Genomic DNA, 20,344 nt, shown 5'->3' on the forward strand with positions numbered 1-20,344 from the left:
GATGTCGGCACTATGGCAGGCCGGTGTGAACCGGTAAAGCTCTGATTTCCACCGCGATGCGCAATCGTTACCGGTGGTGCCGACGGATCCTCGACGTCAGGGCAGGTCAGCGGCGCACACCGTGTGAGCCCCGGTGCTTGACCGGTTTATGGACAGGAGCCGATCACCGCGTTACGTTGAGCGCCGTTGTCCGCAATCCGGCCTGCGTCACGGCGATTGGAGCCGCACCATGAAGGACGTCACCCAGCTCACCGACGGCTGGCACCTGCTTCACGACGGGGAGTCGCTGCCGGCGGCGGTCCCCGGCTGCGTCCACACCGATCTGCTCGCGGCCGGCCTGATCGAGGACCCGTACATCGGCGAGCGCGAGAAGGAGGTGGCGTGGATCGGCCGCCGCGACTGGACCTACCGCACCGATGTCGCGCACGGCAGCACCCACGAGCGCACCGACCTCGTCTTCGAAGGGCTGGACACCGCCGCGCGGATCACCTTCGGCGGCCGGGAGCTCGGCACCACCCGCAACATGCACCGCGCCTACCGCTTCGACGTCACGGGGCTGACGGGCGGGCTGGAGGTGCACTTCACCTCCGCCTACGACGAGGCCGAAGCCGTACGGCAGGTGACCGGAAGCCGGCCCAACGTCTATCCGGAGCCCTCCCAGTACATCCGCAAGATGGCCTGCAACTTCGGCTGGGACTGGGGGCCGACGCTGGTCACGGCGGGCATCTGGCGGCCGGCCCGCCTGGAGCACTGGTCCGTGGCGCGCGTCGCCTCCGTCCGGCCGCTGGTCACCGTCGAGGACGGCACGGGCCGTGTCGAGGTCCGCCTGGCCGTCGAGCGCACCGCCACCGGCGCCGGCCGCGCGCTGACCGCCCGCGCCGCCGTGGACGGCCGCACGGCGGAGGTCTCCTTCGACGGCGACGAGGCGGTGATCCTGCTCGACGTCCCCGGCGCCCGCCTCTGGTGGCCCCGCGGCTACGGCGACCAGGCCCTCCACGACCTCGACGTCACGCTCTCGGCAGGCGACGGCACGGTGCTCGACACCTGGCACCGCAGGATCGGCTTCCGCACGGTCGCACTGGACAGGTCCGCCGACGAGCACGGCACCGGCTTCACCCTCGTCGTCAACGGTGAGCGGATCTTCGCGCGCGGCGTCAACTGGATCCCCGACGACGCCTTCCCCTCCCGCATCACCCCGGAGCGCTACCGCACCCGCCTCCGGCAGGCGGTGGACGCCAACATCGACCTCGTCAGGATCTGGGGCGGCGGCATCTACGAGGACGAGGCCTTCTACGACGCCTGCGACGAACTGGGCCTCATGGTCTGGCAGGACTTCCTCTTCGCCTGCTCCGCCTACCCCGAGGAGCAGCCGCTGCGCGGAGAGATCGAGGCCGAGGCGCGCGACAACGTTGTCCGGCTCATGCCGCACGCCTCCCTCGTGCTGTGGAACGGCAACAACGAGAACCTCTGGGGCTTCCGCGACTGGGAGTGGGAGCCCGAGCTCGCCGGCGACTCCTGGGGCGAGGGCTACTACCTCGGCCTGCTGCCCCGTGTCGTCGCCGAACTCGACCCCACCCGCCCCTACACGGCCGGCAGCCCGTGGTCCGGTTCCTGGGACCACCACCCGAACGACCCCGCGCACGGCACCCACCACTCGTGGGAGGTGTGGAACCGGCAGGACTATGCGGAGTACCGGGCGAGCGTGCCCCGCTTCGTCGCCGAGTTCGGCTGGCAGGCGCCGCCCGCGATGGCCACCCTCCGGCGCTCGCTGCCCGGCGAGGACCTCGCTCCCGACTCCCCGGGCATGCTGCACCACCAGAAGGCCGAGGACGGCAACGGCAAGCTGAACCGCGGCGTGGCCCGCCACTTCGCCCTCCCCGAGGACGACTTCGACCGCTGGCACCACCTGACACAGGTCGTCCAGGCGCGTGCGGTCGCCGCCGGGATCGAGCACTGGCGCTCCCACTGGCCGGTGTGCGCGGGCACGGTGGTGTGGCAGCTCAACGACTGCTGGCCGGTCAGCTCCTGGGCCGCGATCGACGGCGACGGGCGCCTCAAGCCCCTCCACCACGAACTGCGCCGGGTCTACGCCGACCGCCTGCTCACCCTGCTGCCGGGCCACGGCGACGGTGACGCGGCCGGCGACGGCGGCGGGCTGACGCTCGCCGTGGTCAACCAGTCGGCCGCCGAGTGGCACACGTCGGTCTCGCTGCGGCTGATGGAGTCCGACGGCAGCACCCTGCACCGGGCCGTGCTCGACGTCACGGCCGGACCCCGCTCGGTGGTACGGCTGCCGGTCCCCGCGGATCTCGTGCCGGCCGGCCGGTCCGCCGAGGAGTTCCTCACCGCTGACGCCGACGGCCTGCGCGCCCTGCACTTCGCCGTGCCGGACAAGGACTTCGCCTACCCGCGTCCGTCGTACGACGTCGGCGTGGAACGGGTCCGGGGCGAGGAGGATAGGGTCGATGTCGTGGTGAGCGCGCACACCCTCCTCAGGGATCTCCTCCTCCAGGCCGACCGGCTCGACCCCTCGGCCGCGGCCGACACGGGCCTCGTCACCCTGCTCCCCGGTGAGCAGGTCCGCATCCGCGTCACCGGCTGCCCGCCGGTGACGGAGGCGGACGTGCGGGCGGCCCTCTTCTGCGTGGACACGGCGTGAACAGCCCCGCACGCGTCACCATCAAGGACGTCGCGGCCCGCGCCGGAGTCTCCAAGGGCGCGGTGTCGCTGGCGTTCAACCAGAAACCGGGCGTGTCGCAGGCGACCCGGGAACGCATCTTCGCGGCGGCACAGGAACTCGGCTGGGCTCCCAACGTGACCGCGCGCAGCCTCTCCAGCCAGCGGGTGGACATCGTCGGGCTCGCCCTGTGCCGGCCCGCGAGGCTCCTCGGGCTCGAACCGTTCTACATGGACTTCATCTCCGGCATCGAGAGCGTCCTGGCCGAACGCTCCTGCTCGCTGCTGCTGCGCCTGGTGCGCGATCTCGACGAGGAGATCGAGCTCTACACCACCTGGTGGCGCAGCCAGACGATCGCCGGCGCCGTCCTCGTCGACTTCCACGAGAACGATCCGCGGGTCCCCTCCCTCCAGGCGATCGGGCTGCCGGCCGTCGCGGTCGGCCACCCGTCGCTGACCGGGGCGTTCCCTGCGGTGTGGACGGACGACGCCACCGCCGCCGCGGAGGCCGTCCGCTATCTGGCCGCCCTCGGGCACCGGCGCATCGCCAGGGTCGGCGGCCCGGCCGGGCTCGGTCACAGTGCGATCCGCGCCGCGGCGTTCGCCGCGACCATGCGGGAGCTGGGGCTGGAGGAGGGACGGCAGATCGCGACGGGGTTCGACGGCAAGGAGGGCGCCAGGGCCACCCGCTCCCTGCTGCTCGCCGCGCAGCGGCCCACGGCGATCGTGTACGACAACGACATCATGGCCGTCGCCGGTGCGGGGGTCGCGGCCGAGATGGGCTTCGTCGTGCCCGACGACGTGTCGCTGCTCGCCTGGGACGACTCGCAGTTGTGCCGCATCACCCATCCCACGCTGTCGGCCATGAGCCACGATGTGCACCACTTCGGCGCCGAGGTGGCACGCACGCTGTTCGGCGTGATCGAGGGCACGCACACGGGGGCGCTCCAGGTCCCCACTCCGTCCCTCACCCCCCGCGGCTCGACGGCGCCCGCCCCCCACCACTGATCGTTCCGGAATGAGGTTCGACGTCGTCTCGGGCAGACGATGCTGCGGGCCCGAGCCTGCTCAGGGGCAGGAGAAGTGCACCCCGGTCAGCCTGTCGTTGGCGAACTGGCCGGCCCAGTCGCCCGTGGCGCCGTACTGATGGCTCGGAGTGAAGTCCAGGTCCGAGTGGTTGTACGGGTCGTCGACGAACCTCACCTGGCAGGTGGAGTTGTTCAGCCAGGAGGACGCCTGATTGTTGGCAAGGTCCCCGTTCAGGAAGTGGACGCTGTAGAGGGTGACCATGCCGGCGGTCGGGGTGATGATCGCCTTGGAGCCCGTGCCCCCGCCGTGCTGGTAGAGGCACAGGGCCCAGCTCGGGCAGCCGGAATACGGCGGGTTGGCCGCGGAGGCCGGGGCCGCGGCGGACAGCAGGGCCGCACCGGCGACCACGCCCGTCGCGAGAGCCGCCTTGAGCGATCTCGTTCCCGATGAACTCGTTCCCATGGCCTACCACCTTCTGAACCGCCGGTGCGGCTCGGTCCGGACCGCACGGAGCGACGCTCCGCGATCTTCACGGCAAAGCCCCATCGTGTGCGTCAGGTGCAGGTCCGGGATAGTCAACAACAGGCCATAGATGGGGTGTTGAGCCCACACACCTGATCGGATTTGTAGTCTCTCGCTGCTGCCCGACGCCCCCCACGGGCAGAAAGCCGCATCCCGCGGCTGAGGAGACGCCGCACCCAGCGGCCCCAGAAGAGAGACCACCGTGTCCCTGCACTTCCTTCACATTCCAGGCCGTGCCACCCGGCACAGACCCGGCCCCGGACCCCGGCGCACACTCGTGCAGGTGCTCTGCACCGCGCTGCTCGCCTCCCTCGTCACCCTGGTCGCACCCGCGCCGGCGCAGGCCGCCGAAGACGTCACCGAGTCGTCCATCACGTTCAACACCCAGGGCGGCACCCGCTGGGACCTCGTCAGGTCGTCCCTGCTCAAGGCCGCCGACGTGATCGCCCTCCAGGAGACCGTGAAGCCGCCGAGCGACTTCACGGGGGAGCAGGTGCTCCTCGACAACAGCACCGACACCACGCAGACCCCGACCGGGCTGCCCAGCCTCAAATACCGTGTGAGCGCTGCTCGTTGGGGCAAGCCCGGCACGCGTGCGGCCCCCGGCGTCCTGATCTACCTGAAGATCCTGGACAAGACGGCCTGGGGTCAGAACACCGGCACGGACGACCCCGACGCCGGCACCGAGGGCAACACCCAGAAGTCCATGGCCATCTGGCTGAAGGACGCCCCCGAGGACCTCGGCACACTCGCCCCGCGCGTCCGCGTGCTGCCCGCCGCCGACCCGGCCAACAAGTGGATCAGGACCCGCCCCGCGTTCGGCGTACAACTGGGCGACACCTGGTACTTCAACATCCACGCCGCGTCGATCCGCTCCGGGGAGACCCCCAACCCGCACGCCGTCGCCCTGATCGACACCATCTCCCAGACCATGGCCGGGCAGAGCTGGCGTGCCCTGGGCGACTTCAACTCCTCCGCCGCCCCCACCCGCGGCCGGTTCCCGAACACCTTCTACGCCACCGGCAACGGCCGCCCCGACGGCCCTCCCGCGACCACCCAGCTCTCCGGCTACGCACTGGACTACATGATCGCCAGTGACCAGCTGGAGAACCTCTCGGTGTCCATCAACAGCCGCAACGGCACCTCCGACCACTGGCCGGTGCGGTTCGCCCCCGCGGGCGGCCCCACGTGCGGCGACAGCTGGGGCAGCATCACCGTCTACAACCCGGCATCCCGTGCCGCCCGCGCCGCCGACGACGGCTCCTGCGGCCTGCCTCCCGCCGTGGTCTCCATGGGCGACAGCTACATCTCCGGCGAGGGCGGACGCTGGGCGGGCAACGCGGCCGCCTCGGCGACCGGCTCGGCCTGGGGCACCGACCGGGCCGCCGTGAACTGCAACGCCGACGAGAGCACGTGCGACCACGACGTGTCGCGGATCTACGGCGACACCGGGTACGACCGGGGCGCCGACGCCTGCGACAGGTCCGACTCCGCCGAGATCCGGGGCCTCGCACTGGAGGGCGTACCGCTGGAGCGGCGCTTCAACATCGCCTGCTCGGGAGCCACCACCGACAACGTGACCACGACCGGGTTCAAGGGGCAGCGGCCCCAGGTCGAGGACCTCCGCGACATCGCGCAGAACAACGACGTGCGCATGGTGGTGGTCTCCGTCGGCGGCAACGACCTGAAGTTCTCCGAGATCCTCCAGGACTGCGTCAAGGCGTACTTCTACCCGTCGCTGTTCAACAAGGGCTGCCGGGGGGCCAAGGAGGAGGAGTTCGCCGAGAGCCTCGGCCCCGTGCGGGCCAAGGTCGTGGGTGCGGTCGAGACGATTCGGACGGTGCTGCGCGAGGCGGGGCAGGAGGACGGCACGTACCAGATCGTCCTCCAGTCCTACGCCAACCCGCTGCCGAGGGGCCACAACTACCGCGACGCGGAGAACGCTCCCGTGCCGCCCGCCAACTACGGCCGCTACATCAACGGCGGCTGCCCCTTCCTCGACGCCGACAGCGACTGGGCGCACACCTCCGTGGTGCCCCGGATCAGTGACATGCTGCGGGGCGCGGCCAACGAGGCGGGTGTCTCCTTCCTGGACCTGCAGAGCGCCTTCGCCGGGCACGAGCTGTGCAGCACGACGACGAGGCAGGCGGACTCGAGCCACCGGCTGACGGCTCCGCTGAGCGCCCACCACGCCGAGTGGGTGCGCTGGGTCCCGTACCTGTTCGAGGGGTCGAAGGACCTGCCGTGGCAGGCCCAGGGGCATCAGCAGGAGGCGATCCACCCGAACCGCTACGGCCAGCAGGCGCTCGCCGCCTGCCTGACGAAGATCGCCGCCCAGCTCGGTGACCACCCGGTGGCCTCCTCCTGCGTGGGCACCCCGAACTCCCTGCCCGGCGCCGTGGACGGCTCGGTCAACTCGGACCAGGACCTCGGGCGCGGCAATCGCCGCGGCCCCGTGGCCGGGCTGCCCGACTGGAGCCGGGCCGGGTACCGCGGCGGCGAACTGCTGCCGTCCGCCGCCGCCCGCACCTCCGACTCCGCCTGCCACTTCGGCCCCTCCGCACTGGAGTCGCAGTTCCAGGTGAAGGCCGATGACGGGCAGGACGACACGGCGGGCCTCCAGAAGGCCATCGACCGGATCCGTGATCACTGCACTCCGCACGCGAGTGCCGGCCGGCTGTCGGTGATCGAGCTGCCCAAGGGGGTGCTCAACGTCAGCAAGCAGCTCTCCGTGGACGCTTCCTATCTGCTCGTACGGGGTCAGGGATCGGACCCGGAGAACGGCTCACGGATCGTCTTCCGCCCCGACGAGAACACGCGGTACGACGTCCTCACCGCCAGGGGCGAGCGCTGGGACCAGGCCGGCATGCAGCACAAGTGCCAGTTCACCACCGGCAACAACGTCGGCACCGGCGGCTGGATCTGGCCGGGCCGCGGCCTGTTCCGGGTCCAGACCAGGGAGGCCGCCGAGAAGTACGCCAGCATCTGCGGCTTTCCTTCCAAGATCCCGGAGAACCGGCGGGACCTCTTCGAGGGGTCGATCAACCAGCACTGGGAGTCGGGGGTCGCCGTCGGCGGGTCCCCCGGCGACGCCGACTACGCCGCGCGCCAGGGCGACCGGGTCGTCCAGCTGAACGCCAACGCGAAGATGGACGCCTTCAAGCCGGGCGGTGACCTGTGGGTGGGCGCCGCCAACAGCCTGAAGTTCTACCAGTCGCAGGAGATCGCGGACGCCGAGAACGACGGCCGGCTGGAGAACCTGCACATGCGCCAGCAGGTGTTCACCATCACCGCCGTGGACACCGCGAAGCGCACCGTCACCCTCGACAAGCCGCTGGAGTACGACCTCCCGGTGGACTCCACCTCCGACGGCTCGCCGCCCCTGGGGGTGAGCGGCAAGGCGTACGCCAGCAAGGTCACCGCGCTGAAGATGATCACCGATGTGGGCTTCGAGGACTTCTCCTTCACCGAGGACCTGAACGGCCTGCCGAAGCTCGGCGGCGGCACCTACCAGCTCGACCCGGCCCAGGCGGTCCACAACTACGGCAACCTGGCCCCCGAGTACGCCATGCACGGCATCGTCTTCAAGTGGGCCCGCGACTCCTGGGTGCGCGGCGTGCACGCCGACATGGTCGGCTCGCACCCCGTCGTCACCGAAGTGGCCCGGAACATCCAGATCGAGCGCAACGTCTTCGACGGCTCCTGGAACAAGGGCAAGGGCGGCAACGGCTACCTGCGGGGATCACGGGTCTGGGACTCGCTGTACGCCTCCAACACCAGCCGGAACCTCCGCCACTTCACCTTCCAGTGGTCGGCGTCGGGCAACGTCGCGATCGGCAACGACTTCGACTCCGACCTCAATCTGCACGGCGGCTGGGAACGCAGGAACCTGTTCGAGAACAACACCGTCCGCGTGCCGTACAACCACTCCTCGGGCGAGTGCGACACCAACTGCGGCGGCGAGGGCGGCGCCGGCGACGACGGCACCTGGTGGCCGATCTACTGGGCCGCCGGCAGCAAGGGCATCGGCTGGTCGGGTTCCACCGGCCCGCAGAACGTCTTCTTCCACAACACCCTGGCCAAACAGCGCACCCCCGGAGGCCCGTACGAGCCCTACCATCCCTACGGCGACACCTCCCGGCTGTACCAGTTCGGCTCCGCCGCGGGTGACGCGAGCACCTTCCAGCACCTGAGAAGCGCGGCCGGCCCGATCCAGGACTGGGCCGCCAACGAGGGCGTGGACTACTCCCGCGGAGACGGCGTCAACGCCTCCCGTACGGACTCCAGCCCCTCGCTGTTCCTGCGCGACTACCGCTCCTGAACCGTGGCGCCCCGGACCTCCGCCCCGACCCCGCATCCGCGCGGTCCGCCGGGCCGGGTCCGGGGCGCCTCGCGGTCACGGTCACAGACGACCGATGAGTGCGGGCCCGGGCATACAAGGCCCGCACCCATGGCGCGCCGTCGATGGGGGCGGGTGCCGTCGTGCACGTGCCGGTGCCTCCACCCAGTGGGGCCCGTGCGGCATGCGGGCGTCGGGGACTTCGCTCCGGCCCCCCGCCCGGCTCCGGACGCGCTCATGCGGCCGTCCGCCCCGCCCGGCGCCGCGCCTGCTCGCGGCGCCACGGCCCGGAGCCCGCCCGGTGGCGAGCGCCCGGACTCCTCTCCGCCCGCCGACGGCGGCTCATGCCGGGGGAAGGCGGGTTCAGGCGCCCGTACCCAGGACTGCCCCCGCGCCGGTCCTGAGTGCCGGTGCCGGTGCCGTCGGGACCGCCCCCGTCCGCGCCCCGGCCGGGGGACGGGAGACCACGGCCGCGGCCACCGCCGCCGCGCCCACCAGCCCCGCGTCCAGGGCGAGTCCGGCCGGGACGACGGGCAGGCCGCGGGTGAAGTCGAGCACCGCGTACTCCGCCAGTCGCCGTCGCAGCGGTGCGAACAGGACCTCGCCCGCCTGCGCCACGCCCCCGCCGATCACCACCAGGTCGAGTTCGACCAGCGCCGCGGTCGCGGCGATCGCCGCCGCCAGGGCCTGCGCGGCCCGCTCGTAGGCCGCCAGGGCCCGCGGATCGCCCGCACGGGCCGATGCCGCGACGGCCGCCGCGTCCGCGGCGGTGCCCGGCGGCGGGGCCCAGCCCGCCTGCCGGGCATGGGCGAGGATCGCCGTCCCGCTGGCCAGGCCCTCCACGCAGCCGGGGGCCCCGCACGGGCACACCGCCCCGTCCAGGTCGACGGAGATGTGGCCGATGTGGCCGGCGTTCCCGGTGCGCCCGAAGTGGACCGACCCGCCGAGGACCAGCCCGCCGCCCACACCCGTGGAGACCACCATGCACAGTGCGTTGGCCACTCCCCGGGCGGCGCCGCGCCAGTGCTCCGCCGCGGTCATCGCCACCGCGTCGCCCGCGAGGACGGGCCGCGCGCAGCGTGCCAGACGCGGGTGGGCGGCCACCCGGTCGACGAGCGGGAAGCGGCGCCAGCCGGGGATGTTGACGGGACTCACCGTGCCCGCGGAGGTGTCGACGGGACCGGCGCTCGCGATGCCCAGCGCGGACACGGCGTCCCACCGGGGATCCTCGGCGAGTTCGCCCAGGACCTCGTCCACGGCTGCCATGAGAGCCGGGGCCGGCTCCCGTGCGGGGGTGGGGCGCTGCGCGCGCACCACGACCGTCCCCGCCGAGTCGACGAGCGCCCCCGCGATCTTCGTGCCTCCGATGTCCAGTGCGCCGTACACCGTCGTCACCTCACCCACCTCTTTCGTGAAGGGAGCGATTCCCCCGTTCCGCCCACTCTGACGGCATGTGACAACGTTGTCTAGTAAACCGTTTAGTTAAGGTAATGGTTTAGTAAAATCCCAGCAACCCCCGGGGACGGCCGTGCGGCCGGAGGCCGGCTGCGCGGGGGAGGGGGCAGGCCCCGTCGGGCGCGGTGACGGGGGCGTTCCGTGCGGTGGCGGAGACGTCCTGTGCGCCGATCCGCGCTTCCCGCCCCGGCGCGCGCCTCGCTCAGCAGGCGGGCAGCCGTGCCGGGCCGTCGTACGCCGTGTGCGCGGAGATCCGGACGGCGGGCAGCGCCACCGCCGTCAGCAACAGCCCCCGCCGGGCCGTCCAGCGGCCCGTGAAGAGGTCCGCGCGCCGCCCGCCCACCACGGGGCCCGGCACCAGCAGCCGGGCGGTGAAGGAGCCGGACACCGCCGTCTCGCAGGTGAAGGTGATCGACGCCTCCTCGGTGCCCAGTTCCCGCCCGGTCAGCGGGTACCAGGTCTTGAAGACGGACTCCTTCGCGCTGAACAGCAGCCGGTCCGCGCTGACCCCGGCGCCCCGCGCGGGCCAGGCGGCCAGGTGTTCCAGCTCCTCGGGGCGGGCCACGACGTCCAGCACGCCCTCGGGGAGCGCCTCGTGCGGCTCGGCGTCGATGCCGACCGAGACGAACTCGGTGCCCCGCGTCGCCACCGCTCCCCGGTACCCGGCGCAGTGGGTCATGCTGCCGACGATCCCGGCGGGCCACTGCGGCGCCCCCCGCCTCCCGGGCAGCAGCGGCATCCGCGGCACGCCGAGTTCCCCGAGCGCCGTCCGGGCGAGGCGGCGCACGGTCGCGAACTCGCCGCGGCGCTTCGCCACCGCCCGCGCGACCGCCGCCTCCTCCTCGGGGAACCAGTCGGGTGCCCCGGCATCGTCGAACGCCTCGGCGAACCGTATGCCCGGGGGCAGGATGTCCTCGATCACGGCTTCTCCACCTCGGGGAAGATCTGGCGGCACGGGTTGGTCCCCAGCGCCATGCCGCGGGCGCGCCACTCCCGCGGGTAGCCGAGCGACACCTCCTCGAAGCGGACGCCGTCGTACCAGGTGGTGCGCGGGATGTGGAGGTGCCCGTAGACGACGGCGGCCGTGCGGAACCGCACGTGCCAGTCCGCGGTCAGCTCGGTGCCGCACCACTGGGCGAACTCCGGGTGCCGCAGGACCCTGGTGGGTTCCCGCACCAGCGGATAGTGGTTGACCAGGACCAGCGGGACGGACGGGTCGACCGCCGCGAGCCGTTCCTCGGTCTCCATCACCCTGGCCCGGCACCAGGCGTCACGGCCGGCGTAGGGCGCCGGGTCGAGCATGAACTCGTCGGTGCACAGCACGCCCGCCTCCTCGGCCTGCGCCAGGGCCTCCTCCTTGGACGACGCCGTCGGCGTGCGGAAGGTGTAGTCGTAGAGCACGAACAGCGGTGCCACGGTGAGCGGTCCGCCGGGTCCCTGCCAGACCGGATACGGGTCCTCGGGCGTCACCACGCCCAACTCCCGGCACATCTCCACGAGATGGCGGTAGCGCTTCTCGCCGCGCAGCCGCAGCGGATCCGAGGGCACGGTCCACAGCTCGTGGTTGCCCGGCGCCCAGACGACCTTCGCGAAGCGGCCCGCCAGGATGCGCAGGGTGGACTCGATGTCCGTGCTCGTCTCGGCCACGTCGCCCGCGACCAGGAGCCAGTCGGCGTCCGAGTGGGGCCGCACCGCGTCGACGTGCCGCCGGTTGTCGCCGATGGCCGCGTGGAGGTCGCTGACCGCGAGCAGCCGGCCCGTCCCGTCACCGCCCTGCACGGCCACCCCCGTATCGTGCTCGATCCCGGCCACCCGATCCGGCGCCCGGCACACCTCACCGCCAGAGTAGTGCCGCGACGGGCCCCGGGGCACCCCCCGGGGCGGAGCGCGTGTGCCGCTCCCCGCAGTACAGGGGACCCGGCGGGGGCGGACGCGGGGCGGGGCACGACCCGGACTCCGTGCGGACGGGCGGGCAACTGCCCGGCGGGCGTGTCCCGTACCGGGCGGTCGCATTGGCCTCTGACAGGTTCGTCGTCCATACTGCCCGCCGTGGAGCAGCGCATAGACCCGAACACCAAGCCCGAGTTCGCCGCGAGTACGAACCCGTCCTTCGTGCCCGGCCTGACCGGTGTGTCTCCGTCCGGGGCGGCCCCTGCCGGGGCGCCGGGGAAGGAGGAGCCCGAGGACTCCGCCCCCGCCGCGGCCGACGGCACCCGCGCCGACGACGACACCGCCGCCGACAGCGACACCGGCACCGGCGCCGCTGACGGCCCGGCGGCAAAGACCGGTGCCGACGCGGACGCCCGCGATGAGGCGGCCGAGGACGTGGACGGCGACGTGGCCGACGCGGTGCCGTCCGCTTCCGGTACCGCCGGTGACGACGACGGCCCCGCCTTCGAGGCGAGCGACCGCCGCGGTTCGATCACCGCCGGCCGCGACGGCATCGTCTTCCGCCTCGACGACCAGGAGGCCGACTTCCGCTGGGACGAGATCGGCGCCGTCGAGATCACCCCGGCCCGCTTCGGCCGGCGGTTCACCGTCACCGTGCACACCGCGGCCAACCGCTGGTTCAACGCCGACGTGGAGGCGGACAGCCGCGCCCGGCTGAAGGAGTGGACGGCCGGGCTCGACGCCGTGCTCGACGCCTACTTCGAGGAGTGAGGGCCGTGCGGCCCCCGGACGCCCTCGTCGCGTGACGGAGGCCGCTCGCGGAGGAGTCGCCCCCCCCCGTGAGCGGCCTCGGTCGCGCGGGCCCGCTCCGGCGCGGTCGGTCGTCCCCGGCCGGCCGGTCGGCCCCTCCGATCGCTCCGGCCGGTCCGGTGCGGCCGGCCGGTCAGTGCGGGATGGAGTCGATCAGTTCCCGCGCGCCCTGGCGCAGCAGCGCCACGGCGACCGAGGTGCCCAGGGTCGCCGGGTCCAGCGGACCGGCCCATTCGTGCGCGTTGAGCACCGTCTTGCCGTCGGGGGTGAAGACCTTCGCCCGCAGCGACAGGTCGCCGTTGCGCTCCGCCCGCGCGTATCCCGCGATCGGGCTGTTGCAGTGCCCCTGGAGGACGTGCAGCAGCATCCGTTCGGCGGTGGTCTCGCGATGGGCGTCCGGGTCGCCGAGGCCGCTCACCGCGTCGATGACCTCCGTGTCGTCCTCGCGGCACTGGAGGGCGAGGACGCCGGCGCCGATCGGCGGGCACATGGTCTCCGCCGACAGCACCTGGGTGACGACATCGGCGCGGCCGATGCGCTCGAGGCCCGACACGGCCAGCAGCAGCGCGTCGGCCTCGCCCGCGTGCAGCTTCTCCAGCCGCCGGTTCGCGTTGCCCCGCATCGGCACGCACTCCAGGTGCGGGTGGGAGGCGGCGAGCTGCGCGGCGCGCCGCACCGAGGAGGTGCCGATGCGGGTCCCGGCTGGCAGCTCGTCGAGGGTCAGCCCGCCGGGGTGCACCAGGGCGTCGCGGATGTCGTCGCGCTCCAGGAAGGCGGCGAACACCGTCCCGGCGGGCAGCGGCCGGTCGGCGGGGATGTCCTTGACGCAGTGCACGGCGAGATCGGCCTCGCCCGCCAGCAGCGCGGCGTCCACCTCCTTGGTGAACGCACCCTTTCCGTCGACCTGCGAGAGATCACCCATCCAGCGGTCACCGGTGGTCACCACCGGGACGACCTCGGTGCGCAGGCCCGGGTGAAGCGCCGTCAGTTCGGCGCGGACGCGTTCCACCTGGGCCAGGGCCATGGGGGAGGAACGGGAGACGATGCGGATCAGCTCGGGCACGGTCATGCGCTCCACGATAGGGCGTCCGGGGCGCCCTCCTGAACCGTGCGGACGGACCCGGCCGGCGGCAGGGGACCCGCCGGCCGTTGCGCTGCCCAGCGGACACGCCACGCCGCGACACGGCGGAGTTCGGCCTGGTTCGTCAGGAATCACCCGGCATGCCGCATAGCTTCGGACTATGACAAAACGACAATTCGCCCTCGCCGGCTGCGCGGTCCTCCTCACCGCCACCGGCATCGGCGCAGCCGCCCCGGCCGCCTCCCACCACACGGCCGTGTACGTCGTCCCCGGCCAGTCGATCCAGGCCGCGGTCGACGCGGCCCGGCCCGGCGACACCATTCACCTCGCCCCCGGCACCTTCCGCCAGAGCGTGCGCATCACCACCGACAACGTGACCCTGAGCGGCACCGGGAACCTGACCCTGCTCAAGCCTGCCGAGGGCACCCCGGCCAAGGGCTCCTGCGCCGCCGCCGGCAACGGCGTCTGCGTCGAGGGCGAGCGCGGGGCCCCCGTCACGGGCGTGCGCGTCCAGTCCCTGCGCCTGGAGGGCTTCACCCGGGCCGGCGTGTGGGCGAACTGGACCGACCGTCTGACGGTGCGCCGGGTCACCTCCTCGGACAACGGCACCTGGGGCATCGCCCAGGAGCGCTCCACCCGTTCGGCCCTGGTCCGCAACACCGTGCGCGGCAACGGCGACGCGGGACTCTTCGTCGCCAACACGGTCTCCGAGGAGGCCGGCGCCACCGACACCCTCGGGACCCGGATCAGCGGCAACGACATGACGGACAACCGGATCGGCGCCACCGTCCGGCGGGTGCGCAACCTGGTCGTCGAGCACAACGCGGTCACCGGCAACTGCGCCGGCCTCTTCCTGGTCGGCGACGAGTCCAAGCCCCGCGCAGGGGCCCTGACGGTCCGCCACAACCGGATCACCGCCAACAACAAGTCCTGCCCCGCCTCCGCGCGGCTGCCGCGCATCCAGGGCGCGGGCGTCGTGCTCACCGGCACGGAGGACGTCCTGGTGGAGCGGAACACGGTCTCCGACAACGTCGGAGACTCCCCGTTCTCCGGCGGCATCGTCCTCTTCAAGAGCGTCGTCGGCGTCCCGGGAAGCGGCAACGTCGTCCGCGACAACGTCGTGCTCCGCAACGGCAAGGCGGACCTGGCCAACCGTGACACGGCCGGCACGGGCAACCGCTTCGACGCCAACACGTGCGGCGTCTCCGAGCCCGCCGGACTGTGCTGACCCGGTCCCGGGACAGGCATCTCACGAGAATCGAGACGGCATGACCACCGCACCCACCACCCAGCCCCAGGACGCCATGCGCCTGCGGGAGCTCGTCTTCGGGGCGGCCTGCGCCGCCGCCGTGCGGGCCACCGCCCGCCTCGGCGTCGCCGACGCCCTCGACGACACGCCGCTGTCCGCCGAGGACCTGGCCGCGGCCGTCAAGACCGACGCACGGGCGCTGCGGCGCCTGCTGCGGGCGCTCACCTGCTACGGAGTCTTCAGCGAGGAGCCGGACGGCCGCTTCGCCCACACCGACATGTCCCGCCAGCTCCGCGAGGACGACCCCCGGAGCCTGCGCTGGATCGCCCTGTGGTGCACCGAGCCGTGGACCTGGGCCGCCTGGCCCAAGCTCGACGAGGCGGTGCGCACCGGCGACAGCGTCTTCGAGGGCCTGTTCGGCAAGGAGTTCTTCCCGTACCTCCACGAGGACGCCCAGGAGTCCGCCCACGTCTTCAACCGGGCCATGACCACCTCCAGCGTCCAGTCCGCGCGGGACGTCGCCGAACTCCTCGACCTCACCGGGGCGTCGAGCGTCGCCGACATCGGCGGCGGCCAGGGCCATGTGCTCGCCAGCCTGCTGGAGAAGCACCCCGGGATGCGCGGCACCCTGCTCGACCTGCCGGGCGTCGTCGAGCGCGCCGACCCCCGGCTGCGCGACGGCGGGGCGCTCGCCGGACGGGTGGACGTCGTCCCGGGCGACTGCCGCGAGGCCGTCCCCGTGGAGGCCGACGTCTACGTCATCAAGAACATCCTCGAATGGGACGACGAGAGCACCCGCCGCACCCTGGGCAACGTCATCGCCGCGGCCCGCCCCGGGGCGAGGGTCGTCGTCATCGAGAACCTGGTCGACGACTCGCCCTCCATGCGCTTCACGACCGCCATGGACCTGATGCTGCTGCTCAACGTCGGGGGCGCCAAGCACACCCGGGCGAGCATGGAGAGCCGGATGAGGGAGGCCGGTCTCGTCCTGGGCGAGGTGCGCCCCGTCAACGCCTACCTCCACGCCTTCGAGAGCGTCGTCCCCGGCTGACGCCTCCCCACCGACGGCAGGACGGCCCCGCGGTGTCCCGCGGGGCCGTCCTGCCGTGCGCTCGCGCGTCAGCCGCGCGGCTCGCGCTGCCAGCTGTAGAACTGCGTGGCCATCGCGTCCTTCGGGCTCCGCCAGGTCTGCGGGTCGTACGGACTGACGAAGGCCGCCAGCTGCTCGCTGACGTCGCGGAAGGCGGTGTGCTCGGTCACCTTCGCGATGGCGGGGCCCGGCGGGCGGTCCGACTCGATCAGGTGCAGGTACACGTCGCCGAACTGGAACAGGCTGCGCCGGTTGACGCCGACGAGGTGCGGCAGCTCACCGCCGTCGGAGGCCGCGAACACCTCCGCGATGTCCGGAGCCGAACCGGGCGCCATACGGGCGACGATCAGTGCGTGGTGCATCAGGGGCGTCCCTTCGGATGCCGTCGGAGTGGGGGAGCGCGGTCAGCGCCCGGTGACCGGAGCCGTCTCGCGGACCCGGGCGCGCTGCTCGATGCGGTCCTTGATCAGACCCATCTGGACGCGCGAGTTGCGGTTGATGTTCTCGGTCATCCACTCGTCGTCCACGGGCGCGTCCGGCTTCATCGCGAAGTCCTGCGTCCAGTGCATCCGCACGCCCTGCGGGGTCTCCTCGTAGGTCCAGCGGATGTTCATGTACTGGAAGGGACCGGTCTCGACGCGCTTGGCGCGGACGCTCAGCGAGGCGCGGTCGGCCTCCCGCTCGGAGACCCAGCTCCAGACCTTGCCGTTGTCGTCCGGGTACATGGTGAGCCGGAACACCGTCCGGTCGCCGTCCCGTTCGAGCACCTCGACCGAGGCGTACTCGGTGAACAGCTGCGGCCAGTGGTCGACGTCGTTGGTCACGTCCCACACGAGGTCGAGCGGGGCGTCGATGAGGATGTCGTTCTCGGTGTGCCCGGACATGTCAGGCTCCTGCCATCAGAGAGTCGTTCACGAGATCGAGGAACTCGCGCGGGGTCCTGCAGCGGTCGGCGTCGGGCGGCAGCGCCCGGCCGTACCGGTTCTCCAGCTCGCCGACGATGCCCAGCAGGCCCAGCGAGTCGAGGCCGTAGGCCTCGAACGGGGTGTCGGGGTCGCGGTCCATCGCTGCGGCGTCGACGGTGATGCCGGCGCCCTTCTTCATCAGGGCCGTCAGCTCCGTGACGGTCAGCTGTGCGGGCTGTGCGTGCTGTGCGGTCATGGGGTTTGCTCCCTCGTTTCCGGGCCGGGGCGGGCCCCGGCCGTCCTGTCCTGCTCAGTCGGCGCGCCGCAGCACCAGAGCCGCGTTGGAGCCCATCAGCCCCCGGCTCAGCACGAGCGCCGTGCGCAGCTCGGCCGGCCGGGCGGTCCCGGTCACCAGCGCGATGTCGTGGCAGACGTCGTCGTGCACGTGCGGCGTCGGGGGCACGACACCGTGCTCCATCGCCAGCACCGCGGCCGCCACGTCCAGCACCGGCGCCCCGCAGTAGGAGCGGCCGATGCCGCTCTTGGGCGCCGTCACCGGCACCCGGGTGCCGTGCGGACCGAGCGCGTCGGCCAGCGCCAGCGCCTCCGCCCGGTCGGCCTCCACCAGCCCGAGCGCGTCGGCGAACACGACGTCGATCTCGTCGGGCGCGCAGTCCGCCTGACGGAGCGCCCCGCGGATCGCGTGCGCGAGCCCCTCGCGCGACTCCTCCCACCGGGAAGCCCCGGTGAACGTCGCCGCGTGACCCGCCACGACCGCGCGCACCGGCGCCCCGCGGTCCCGGGCGGCCGACTCGTCCTCGACGACGACCATCGCGCCGCCCTCGGCCGGCACGAAGCCGCAGGCGCCCGCGGTGAACGGCCGGTAGGCACGCTCCGGGTCCTCGGCGGTGCTCAGCTCGCGGTAGCCGAGCTGGCAGACGACCGAGTAGGGCGCCAGCGGGGCCTCGGCGGAGCCGGCCACCACGGTGTCCGTGCCGCGCCGCACCGCCGCCGCGGCGTGCGCGATCGCGTCGAGGCCGCCGGCCTCGTCGCTGCACACCACACCGCACGGGCCCTTGAAGCCGCCCCGGATCGATATCTGTCCGGTGCTCGCCGCGTAGAACCAGGCGATCGACTGGTACGGCCCCACGTAGGTGGAGCCCTTGCCCCACAGCCGCTGGAGCTCGCGCTGGCCGAACTCGCCGCCTCCGGAACCCGCGGCGGTGACCACGCCGACGGAGTACGGATCCCCGTCGTGCGCGCCCGCGGGGACCCGGGCGTCGGCCAGCGCCAGATCGGCCGCGGCCATGCCGAAGTGGCTGAACCGGTCCGTCTGCACCAGGAAGCGTTCCTCGACCAGCGACTCGGCGTCGAAGCCCCGGACCTCGCCCGCGATCCGCAGCGGCAGGTGGCCGCAGCCCTCACGGGTGACCCGGTCGAGGGCGCTGACCCCCTCCAGGGTGGCCTTCCAGAAGGCGTCCGTGCCCACTCCGTTGGGGGCGACGACACCCATGCCCGTCACGACGGGACGGCGGCGTTCATCGGGACTCATCGTGTCCTCCCACCTGGCCGCGTCAGCACCACCGCGGACTGGAACCCGCCGAACCCGCTGCCCACGGACAGCACGGTCCGCAGCTTCGCCGCCCGGGCGGTGCGCGGCACGTAGTCGAGATCGCACTCGGGGTCGGGCGTCTCGTAGTTCGCCGTCGGCGGGACCACCTGCCGGTCCATCGCCAGCACGCAGGCGACGACCTCGATGGCGCCGATCGCGCCCAGCGAGTGCCCCACCATCGACTTGATGGAACTCATCGGCACCTCGTACGCGTGCGCCCCGAGGGAGCGCTTCACGGCGGCCGTCTCGTGCCGGTCGTTCTGCTGGGTGCCGGAACCGTGGGCGTTGACGTAGTCGACGTCCGACCCGTCGAGACGGGCCTGGTCCAGCGCGCTGTCGATGGCCCGGGCCATCTCCAGGCCCTCACGGGTCAGCCCGGTCATGTGGTGCGCGTTGCCGAAGGTGGCGTAGCCGCCGACCTCGCAGTACACCGTCGCACCGCGCGCCCTGGCGTGCTCCAGCTCCTCCAGGACCAGCACCGCGCCGCCCTCGCCCATCACGAACCCGTCGCGGTGCGCGTCGAAGGGACGCGAGGCGTGCTCCGGGTCGTCGTTGTTGGCCGAGGTCGCCCGGATCGCGTCGAAGCAGGCCACGGTGATCGGGGAGATCGGCGAGTCGGAAGCGCCGGCGACACAGACGTCCACCCGGCCCTCCGCGATGGCCTGGAAGGCGTAGCCGATCGCGTCCAGGCCCGAGGTGCAGCCCGTGGAGACGGTCTGCACCGGGCCGTGGGCACCGGTCTGCTCGGCCACCTCGGAGGCCAGCGCACTGGGCGAGAAGGCCCGGTGCAGATGCGGCCCCGCCTCGCTGTGGTCCACGTCCCAGCGACGGCCCGAACTGCTCACCGCCACGTAGTCGTGCTCCAGCCGGGTCGTGCCGCCGACCGCGGTGCCCATCGACACCCCGACCCGCCACGGGTCCTGCTTCGCCATGTCCAGACCGGCGTCGGTGAGCGCCTCACGGGCCGCGACCATGGCGAACTGCACGTACCGGTCGGCCCGTCGGACCTGCTGGGCGTCGAGGCCGTGGACCGCGGGGTCGAAGTCCACCTCGGCCGCGATCCGCGAGCGGAAGCCGGCCGGGTCGAAGAGGGTGATCCCCCGCGTCGCGGTCCGGCCGTCCGCCAGCAGGTTCCAGAACGCCGGGGCACCCACGCCACCGGGTGCGACGATGCCGACGCCGGTCACCGCCACACGTCGGTTCACGAAACCGCCCCCGTGGGCTGTGCGGCGTCCCGCGCCTGCGGCGTCTCCTCCGTGTCGACGTGCCCGAGCTCCGGACGCGGCGCCAGCGGACCGAGATGGAAGACCATCCGGGCCTCCGCCGAGCCCACGTTGCGGAACCGGTGACGGACGTACGGCGGGATCATGAGCCCCTGGTCCGTGCGGATCGGGAACGTCTCGCCGTCCAGGTCGACTTCCAGCTCGCCGGCGACGACGTAGACGAACTCCTCGGAGTACGGGTGGTAGTGCTCCCCGATCCGGTCGCCGGGCTCCACGATCGCCAGGCCCATGAAGCCGCTCGTGGCGCCCACCTCGGTGGGGGTGAGCATGGCGCGCAGGTCGCCTCCGCGCCGGCGGTTGGGCTGGGTCTCGCCGAGGTCGACGATGCGATGCGTTGTGGTCATGACTGATTCCTTCGCTGAGGCGGTAGGGCCACGGGCGGGCGACAGCCGGCCGTGCGGTG

At 72.7% G+C, this 20,344-nt stretch carries 17 protein-coding genes; 6 read left to right on the top strand and 11 right to left on the bottom strand.

Annotation, left to right across the window (positions count from 1 at the left end; genetic code table 11):
* Positions 1-229: 229 nt before the first annotated feature.
* Together IAG43_RS25055 and IAG43_RS25060 are read left to right on the top strand one after the other, a co-directional pair.
* The gene (locus IAG43_RS25055) at positions 230-2,659 is read left to right on the top strand and encodes a glycoside hydrolase family 2 protein (protein ID WP_187742937.1); all 2,430 of its coding nucleotides are present in this window, start codon (positions 230-232) and stop codon (positions 2,657-2,659) included.
* Positions 2,656-3,684: a LacI family DNA-binding transcriptional regulator gene (locus IAG43_RS25060; RefSeq protein WP_187742938.1), complete on the top strand. Its 1,029-nt coding sequence runs from the start codon at positions 2,656-2,658 to the stop codon at positions 3,682-3,684. Before IAG43_RS25055 ends, IAG43_RS25060 begins: the two co-directional genes overlap by 4 nt.
* Positions 3,685-3,744: 60 nt before the next feature.
* On the opposite strand, the gene IAG43_RS25065 is transcribed toward IAG43_RS25060, so the two are convergent.
* Positions 3,745-4,167, bottom strand: a complete 423-nt coding sequence (locus tag IAG43_RS25065) for a peptidase inhibitor family I36 protein (RefSeq protein ID WP_187742939.1) — start codon at positions 4,165-4,167, stop codon at positions 3,745-3,747.
* Between the two features lie 343 nt (positions 4,168-4,510).
* On the opposite strand from IAG43_RS25065, the gene IAG43_RS25070 reads away from it, so the two are divergent.
* A complete protein-coding gene (locus tag IAG43_RS25070) occupies positions 4,511-8,548 on the top strand; it encodes a GDSL-type esterase/lipase family protein (protein ID WP_187742940.1) in 4,038 nt (1,345 codons plus the stop codon).
* 381 nt (positions 8,549-8,929) lie between these two features.
* Here the strand turns inward: IAG43_RS25070 and IAG43_RS25075 are convergent, their stop codons facing one another.
* The 3 genes from IAG43_RS25075 to IAG43_RS25085 all read right to left on the bottom strand — a co-directional run bounded on the left by IAG43_RS25075 (position 8,930) and on the right by IAG43_RS25085 (position 11,806).
* Entirely contained in the window at positions 8,930-9,961 is a 1,032-nt protein-coding gene (locus IAG43_RS25075; protein ID WP_187742941.1) for an ROK family protein, read from the bottom strand.
* 262 nt (positions 9,962-10,223) lie between these two features.
* Complete coding sequence (locus tag IAG43_RS25080; protein ID WP_187742942.1) at positions 10,224-10,943, bottom strand: 4'-phosphopantetheinyl transferase family protein; 720 nt, start codon at positions 10,941-10,943, stop codon at positions 10,224-10,226.
* On the bottom strand, positions 10,940-11,806 hold the full coding sequence (locus IAG43_RS25085) for a metallophosphoesterase family protein (protein ID WP_246574548.1): 867 nt from the start codon (positions 11,804-11,806) through the stop codon (positions 10,940-10,942). The genes IAG43_RS25080 and IAG43_RS25085 overlap by 4 nt, the downstream gene beginning before the upstream one ends.
* A 264-nt stretch (positions 11,807-12,070) precedes the next feature.
* Here IAG43_RS25085 and IAG43_RS25090 point away from each other — a divergent pair, with 264 nt between their 5' ends.
* Positions 12,071-12,682, top strand: coding sequence for a hypothetical protein (locus tag IAG43_RS25090; RefSeq protein ID WP_187742944.1), 612 nt, complete (start codon positions 12,071-12,073; stop codon positions 12,680-12,682).
* Positions 12,683-12,854: 172 nt separating this feature from the next.
* Here IAG43_RS25090 and hemC read toward each other — a convergent pair whose 3' ends face one another.
* Positions 12,855-13,790 carry a hydroxymethylbilane synthase gene (gene hemC, locus IAG43_RS25095; RefSeq protein ID WP_187742945.1) on the bottom strand — a complete coding sequence of 312 codons (936 nt, stop codon included), beginning with the start codon at positions 13,788-13,790 and terminating at the stop codon, positions 12,855-12,857.
* A 172-nt stretch (positions 13,791-13,962) separates the two neighbouring features.
* Here hemC and IAG43_RS25100 point away from each other — a divergent pair, with 172 nt between their 5' ends.
* Both IAG43_RS25100 and IAG43_RS25105 read left to right on the top strand, forming a co-directional pair.
* Positions 13,963-15,030: a right-handed parallel beta-helix repeat-containing protein gene (locus IAG43_RS25100; RefSeq protein WP_187742946.1), complete on the top strand. Its 1,068-nt coding sequence runs from the start codon at positions 13,963-13,965 to the stop codon at positions 15,028-15,030.
* Positions 15,031-15,070: 40 nt separating this feature from the next.
* The gene (locus tag IAG43_RS25105; RefSeq protein ID WP_187742947.1) at positions 15,071-16,102 is read left to right on the top strand and encodes a methyltransferase; all 1,032 of its coding nucleotides are present in this window, start codon (positions 15,071-15,073) and stop codon (positions 16,100-16,102) included.
* A 68-nt stretch (positions 16,103-16,170) separates the two neighbouring features.
* Here the strand turns inward: IAG43_RS25105 and IAG43_RS25110 are convergent, their stop codons facing one another.
* From IAG43_RS25110 to IAG43_RS25135, 6 genes are read right to left on the bottom strand one after another with little or no spacing between them, the layout of a single operon-like run.
* Positions 16,171-16,503 carry a TcmI family type II polyketide cyclase gene (locus tag IAG43_RS25110; protein ID WP_187742948.1) on the bottom strand — a complete coding sequence of 111 codons (333 nt, stop codon included), beginning with the start codon at positions 16,501-16,503 and terminating at the stop codon, positions 16,171-16,173.
* A gap of 42 nt (positions 16,504-16,545) precedes the next feature.
* Positions 16,546-17,025: an SRPBCC family protein gene (locus tag IAG43_RS25115; RefSeq protein WP_187742949.1), complete on the bottom strand. Its 480-nt coding sequence runs from the start codon at positions 17,023-17,025 to the stop codon at positions 16,546-16,548.
* A gap of 1 nt (position 17,026) precedes the next feature.
* A complete protein-coding gene (locus IAG43_RS25120; protein WP_187742950.1) occupies positions 17,027-17,302 on the bottom strand; it encodes an acyl carrier protein in 276 nt (91 codons plus the stop codon).
* Between the two features lie 54 nt (positions 17,303-17,356).
* A complete protein-coding gene (locus IAG43_RS25125; RefSeq protein WP_187742951.1) occupies positions 17,357-18,598 on the bottom strand; it encodes a beta-ketoacyl synthase N-terminal-like domain-containing protein in 1,242 nt (413 codons plus the stop codon).
* The gene (locus IAG43_RS25130; protein WP_187742952.1) at positions 18,595-19,863 is read right to left on the bottom strand and encodes a beta-ketoacyl-[acyl-carrier-protein] synthase family protein; all 1,269 of its coding nucleotides are present in this window, start codon (positions 19,861-19,863) and stop codon (positions 18,595-18,597) included. The genes IAG43_RS25125 and IAG43_RS25130 overlap by 4 nt, the downstream gene beginning before the upstream one ends.
* The gene (locus IAG43_RS25135) at positions 19,860-20,285 is read right to left on the bottom strand and encodes a cupin domain-containing protein (RefSeq protein ID WP_187742953.1); all 426 of its coding nucleotides are present in this window, start codon (positions 20,283-20,285) and stop codon (positions 19,860-19,862) included. The genes IAG43_RS25130 and IAG43_RS25135 overlap by 4 nt, the downstream gene beginning before the upstream one ends.
* Between the last annotated feature and the right edge of the window lie 59 nt (positions 20,286-20,344).

It is taken from the genome of Streptomyces genisteinicus (genome assembly GCF_014489615.1).
GTDB classification, from domain to species: Bacteria; Actinomycetota; Actinomycetes; order Streptomycetales; family Streptomycetaceae; genus Streptomyces; species Streptomyces genisteinicus.

Coding starts and splice junctions, on each gene's coding strand:
- IAG43_RS25110 (WP_187742948.1), bottom strand. CDS start 16,503: ATGCACCACGCACTGATCGTCGCCCGTATGGCGCCCGGTTCGGCTCCG.
- IAG43_RS25055 (WP_187742937.1), top strand. CDS start 230: ATGAAGGACGTCACCCAGCTCACCGACGGCTGGCACCTGCTTCACGAC.
- hemC (WP_187742945.1), bottom strand. CDS start 13,790: ATGACCGTGCCCGAGCTGATCCGCATCGTCTCCCGTTCCTCCCCCATG.
- IAG43_RS25100 (WP_187742946.1), top strand. CDS start 13,963: ATGACAAAACGACAATTCGCCCTCGCCGGCTGCGCGGTCCTCCTCACC.
- IAG43_RS25115 (WP_187742949.1), bottom strand. CDS start 17,025: ATGTCCGGGCACACCGAGAACGACATCCTCATCGACGCCCCGCTCGAC.
- IAG43_RS25065 (WP_187742939.1), bottom strand. CDS start 4,167: ATGGGAACGAGTTCATCGGGAACGAGATCGCTCAAGGCGGCTCTCGCG.
- IAG43_RS25105 (WP_187742947.1), top strand. CDS start 15,071: ATGACCACCGCACCCACCACCCAGCCCCAGGACGCCATGCGCCTGCGG.
- IAG43_RS25120 (WP_187742950.1), bottom strand. CDS start 17,302: ATGACCGCACAGCACGCACAGCCCGCACAGCTGACCGTCACGGAGCTG.
- IAG43_RS25135 (WP_187742953.1), bottom strand. CDS start 20,285: ATGACCACAACGCATCGCATCGTCGACCTCGGCGAGACCCAGCCCAAC.
- IAG43_RS25125 (WP_187742951.1), bottom strand. CDS start 18,598: ATGAGTCCCGATGAACGCCGCCGTCCCGTCGTGACGGGCATGGGTGTC.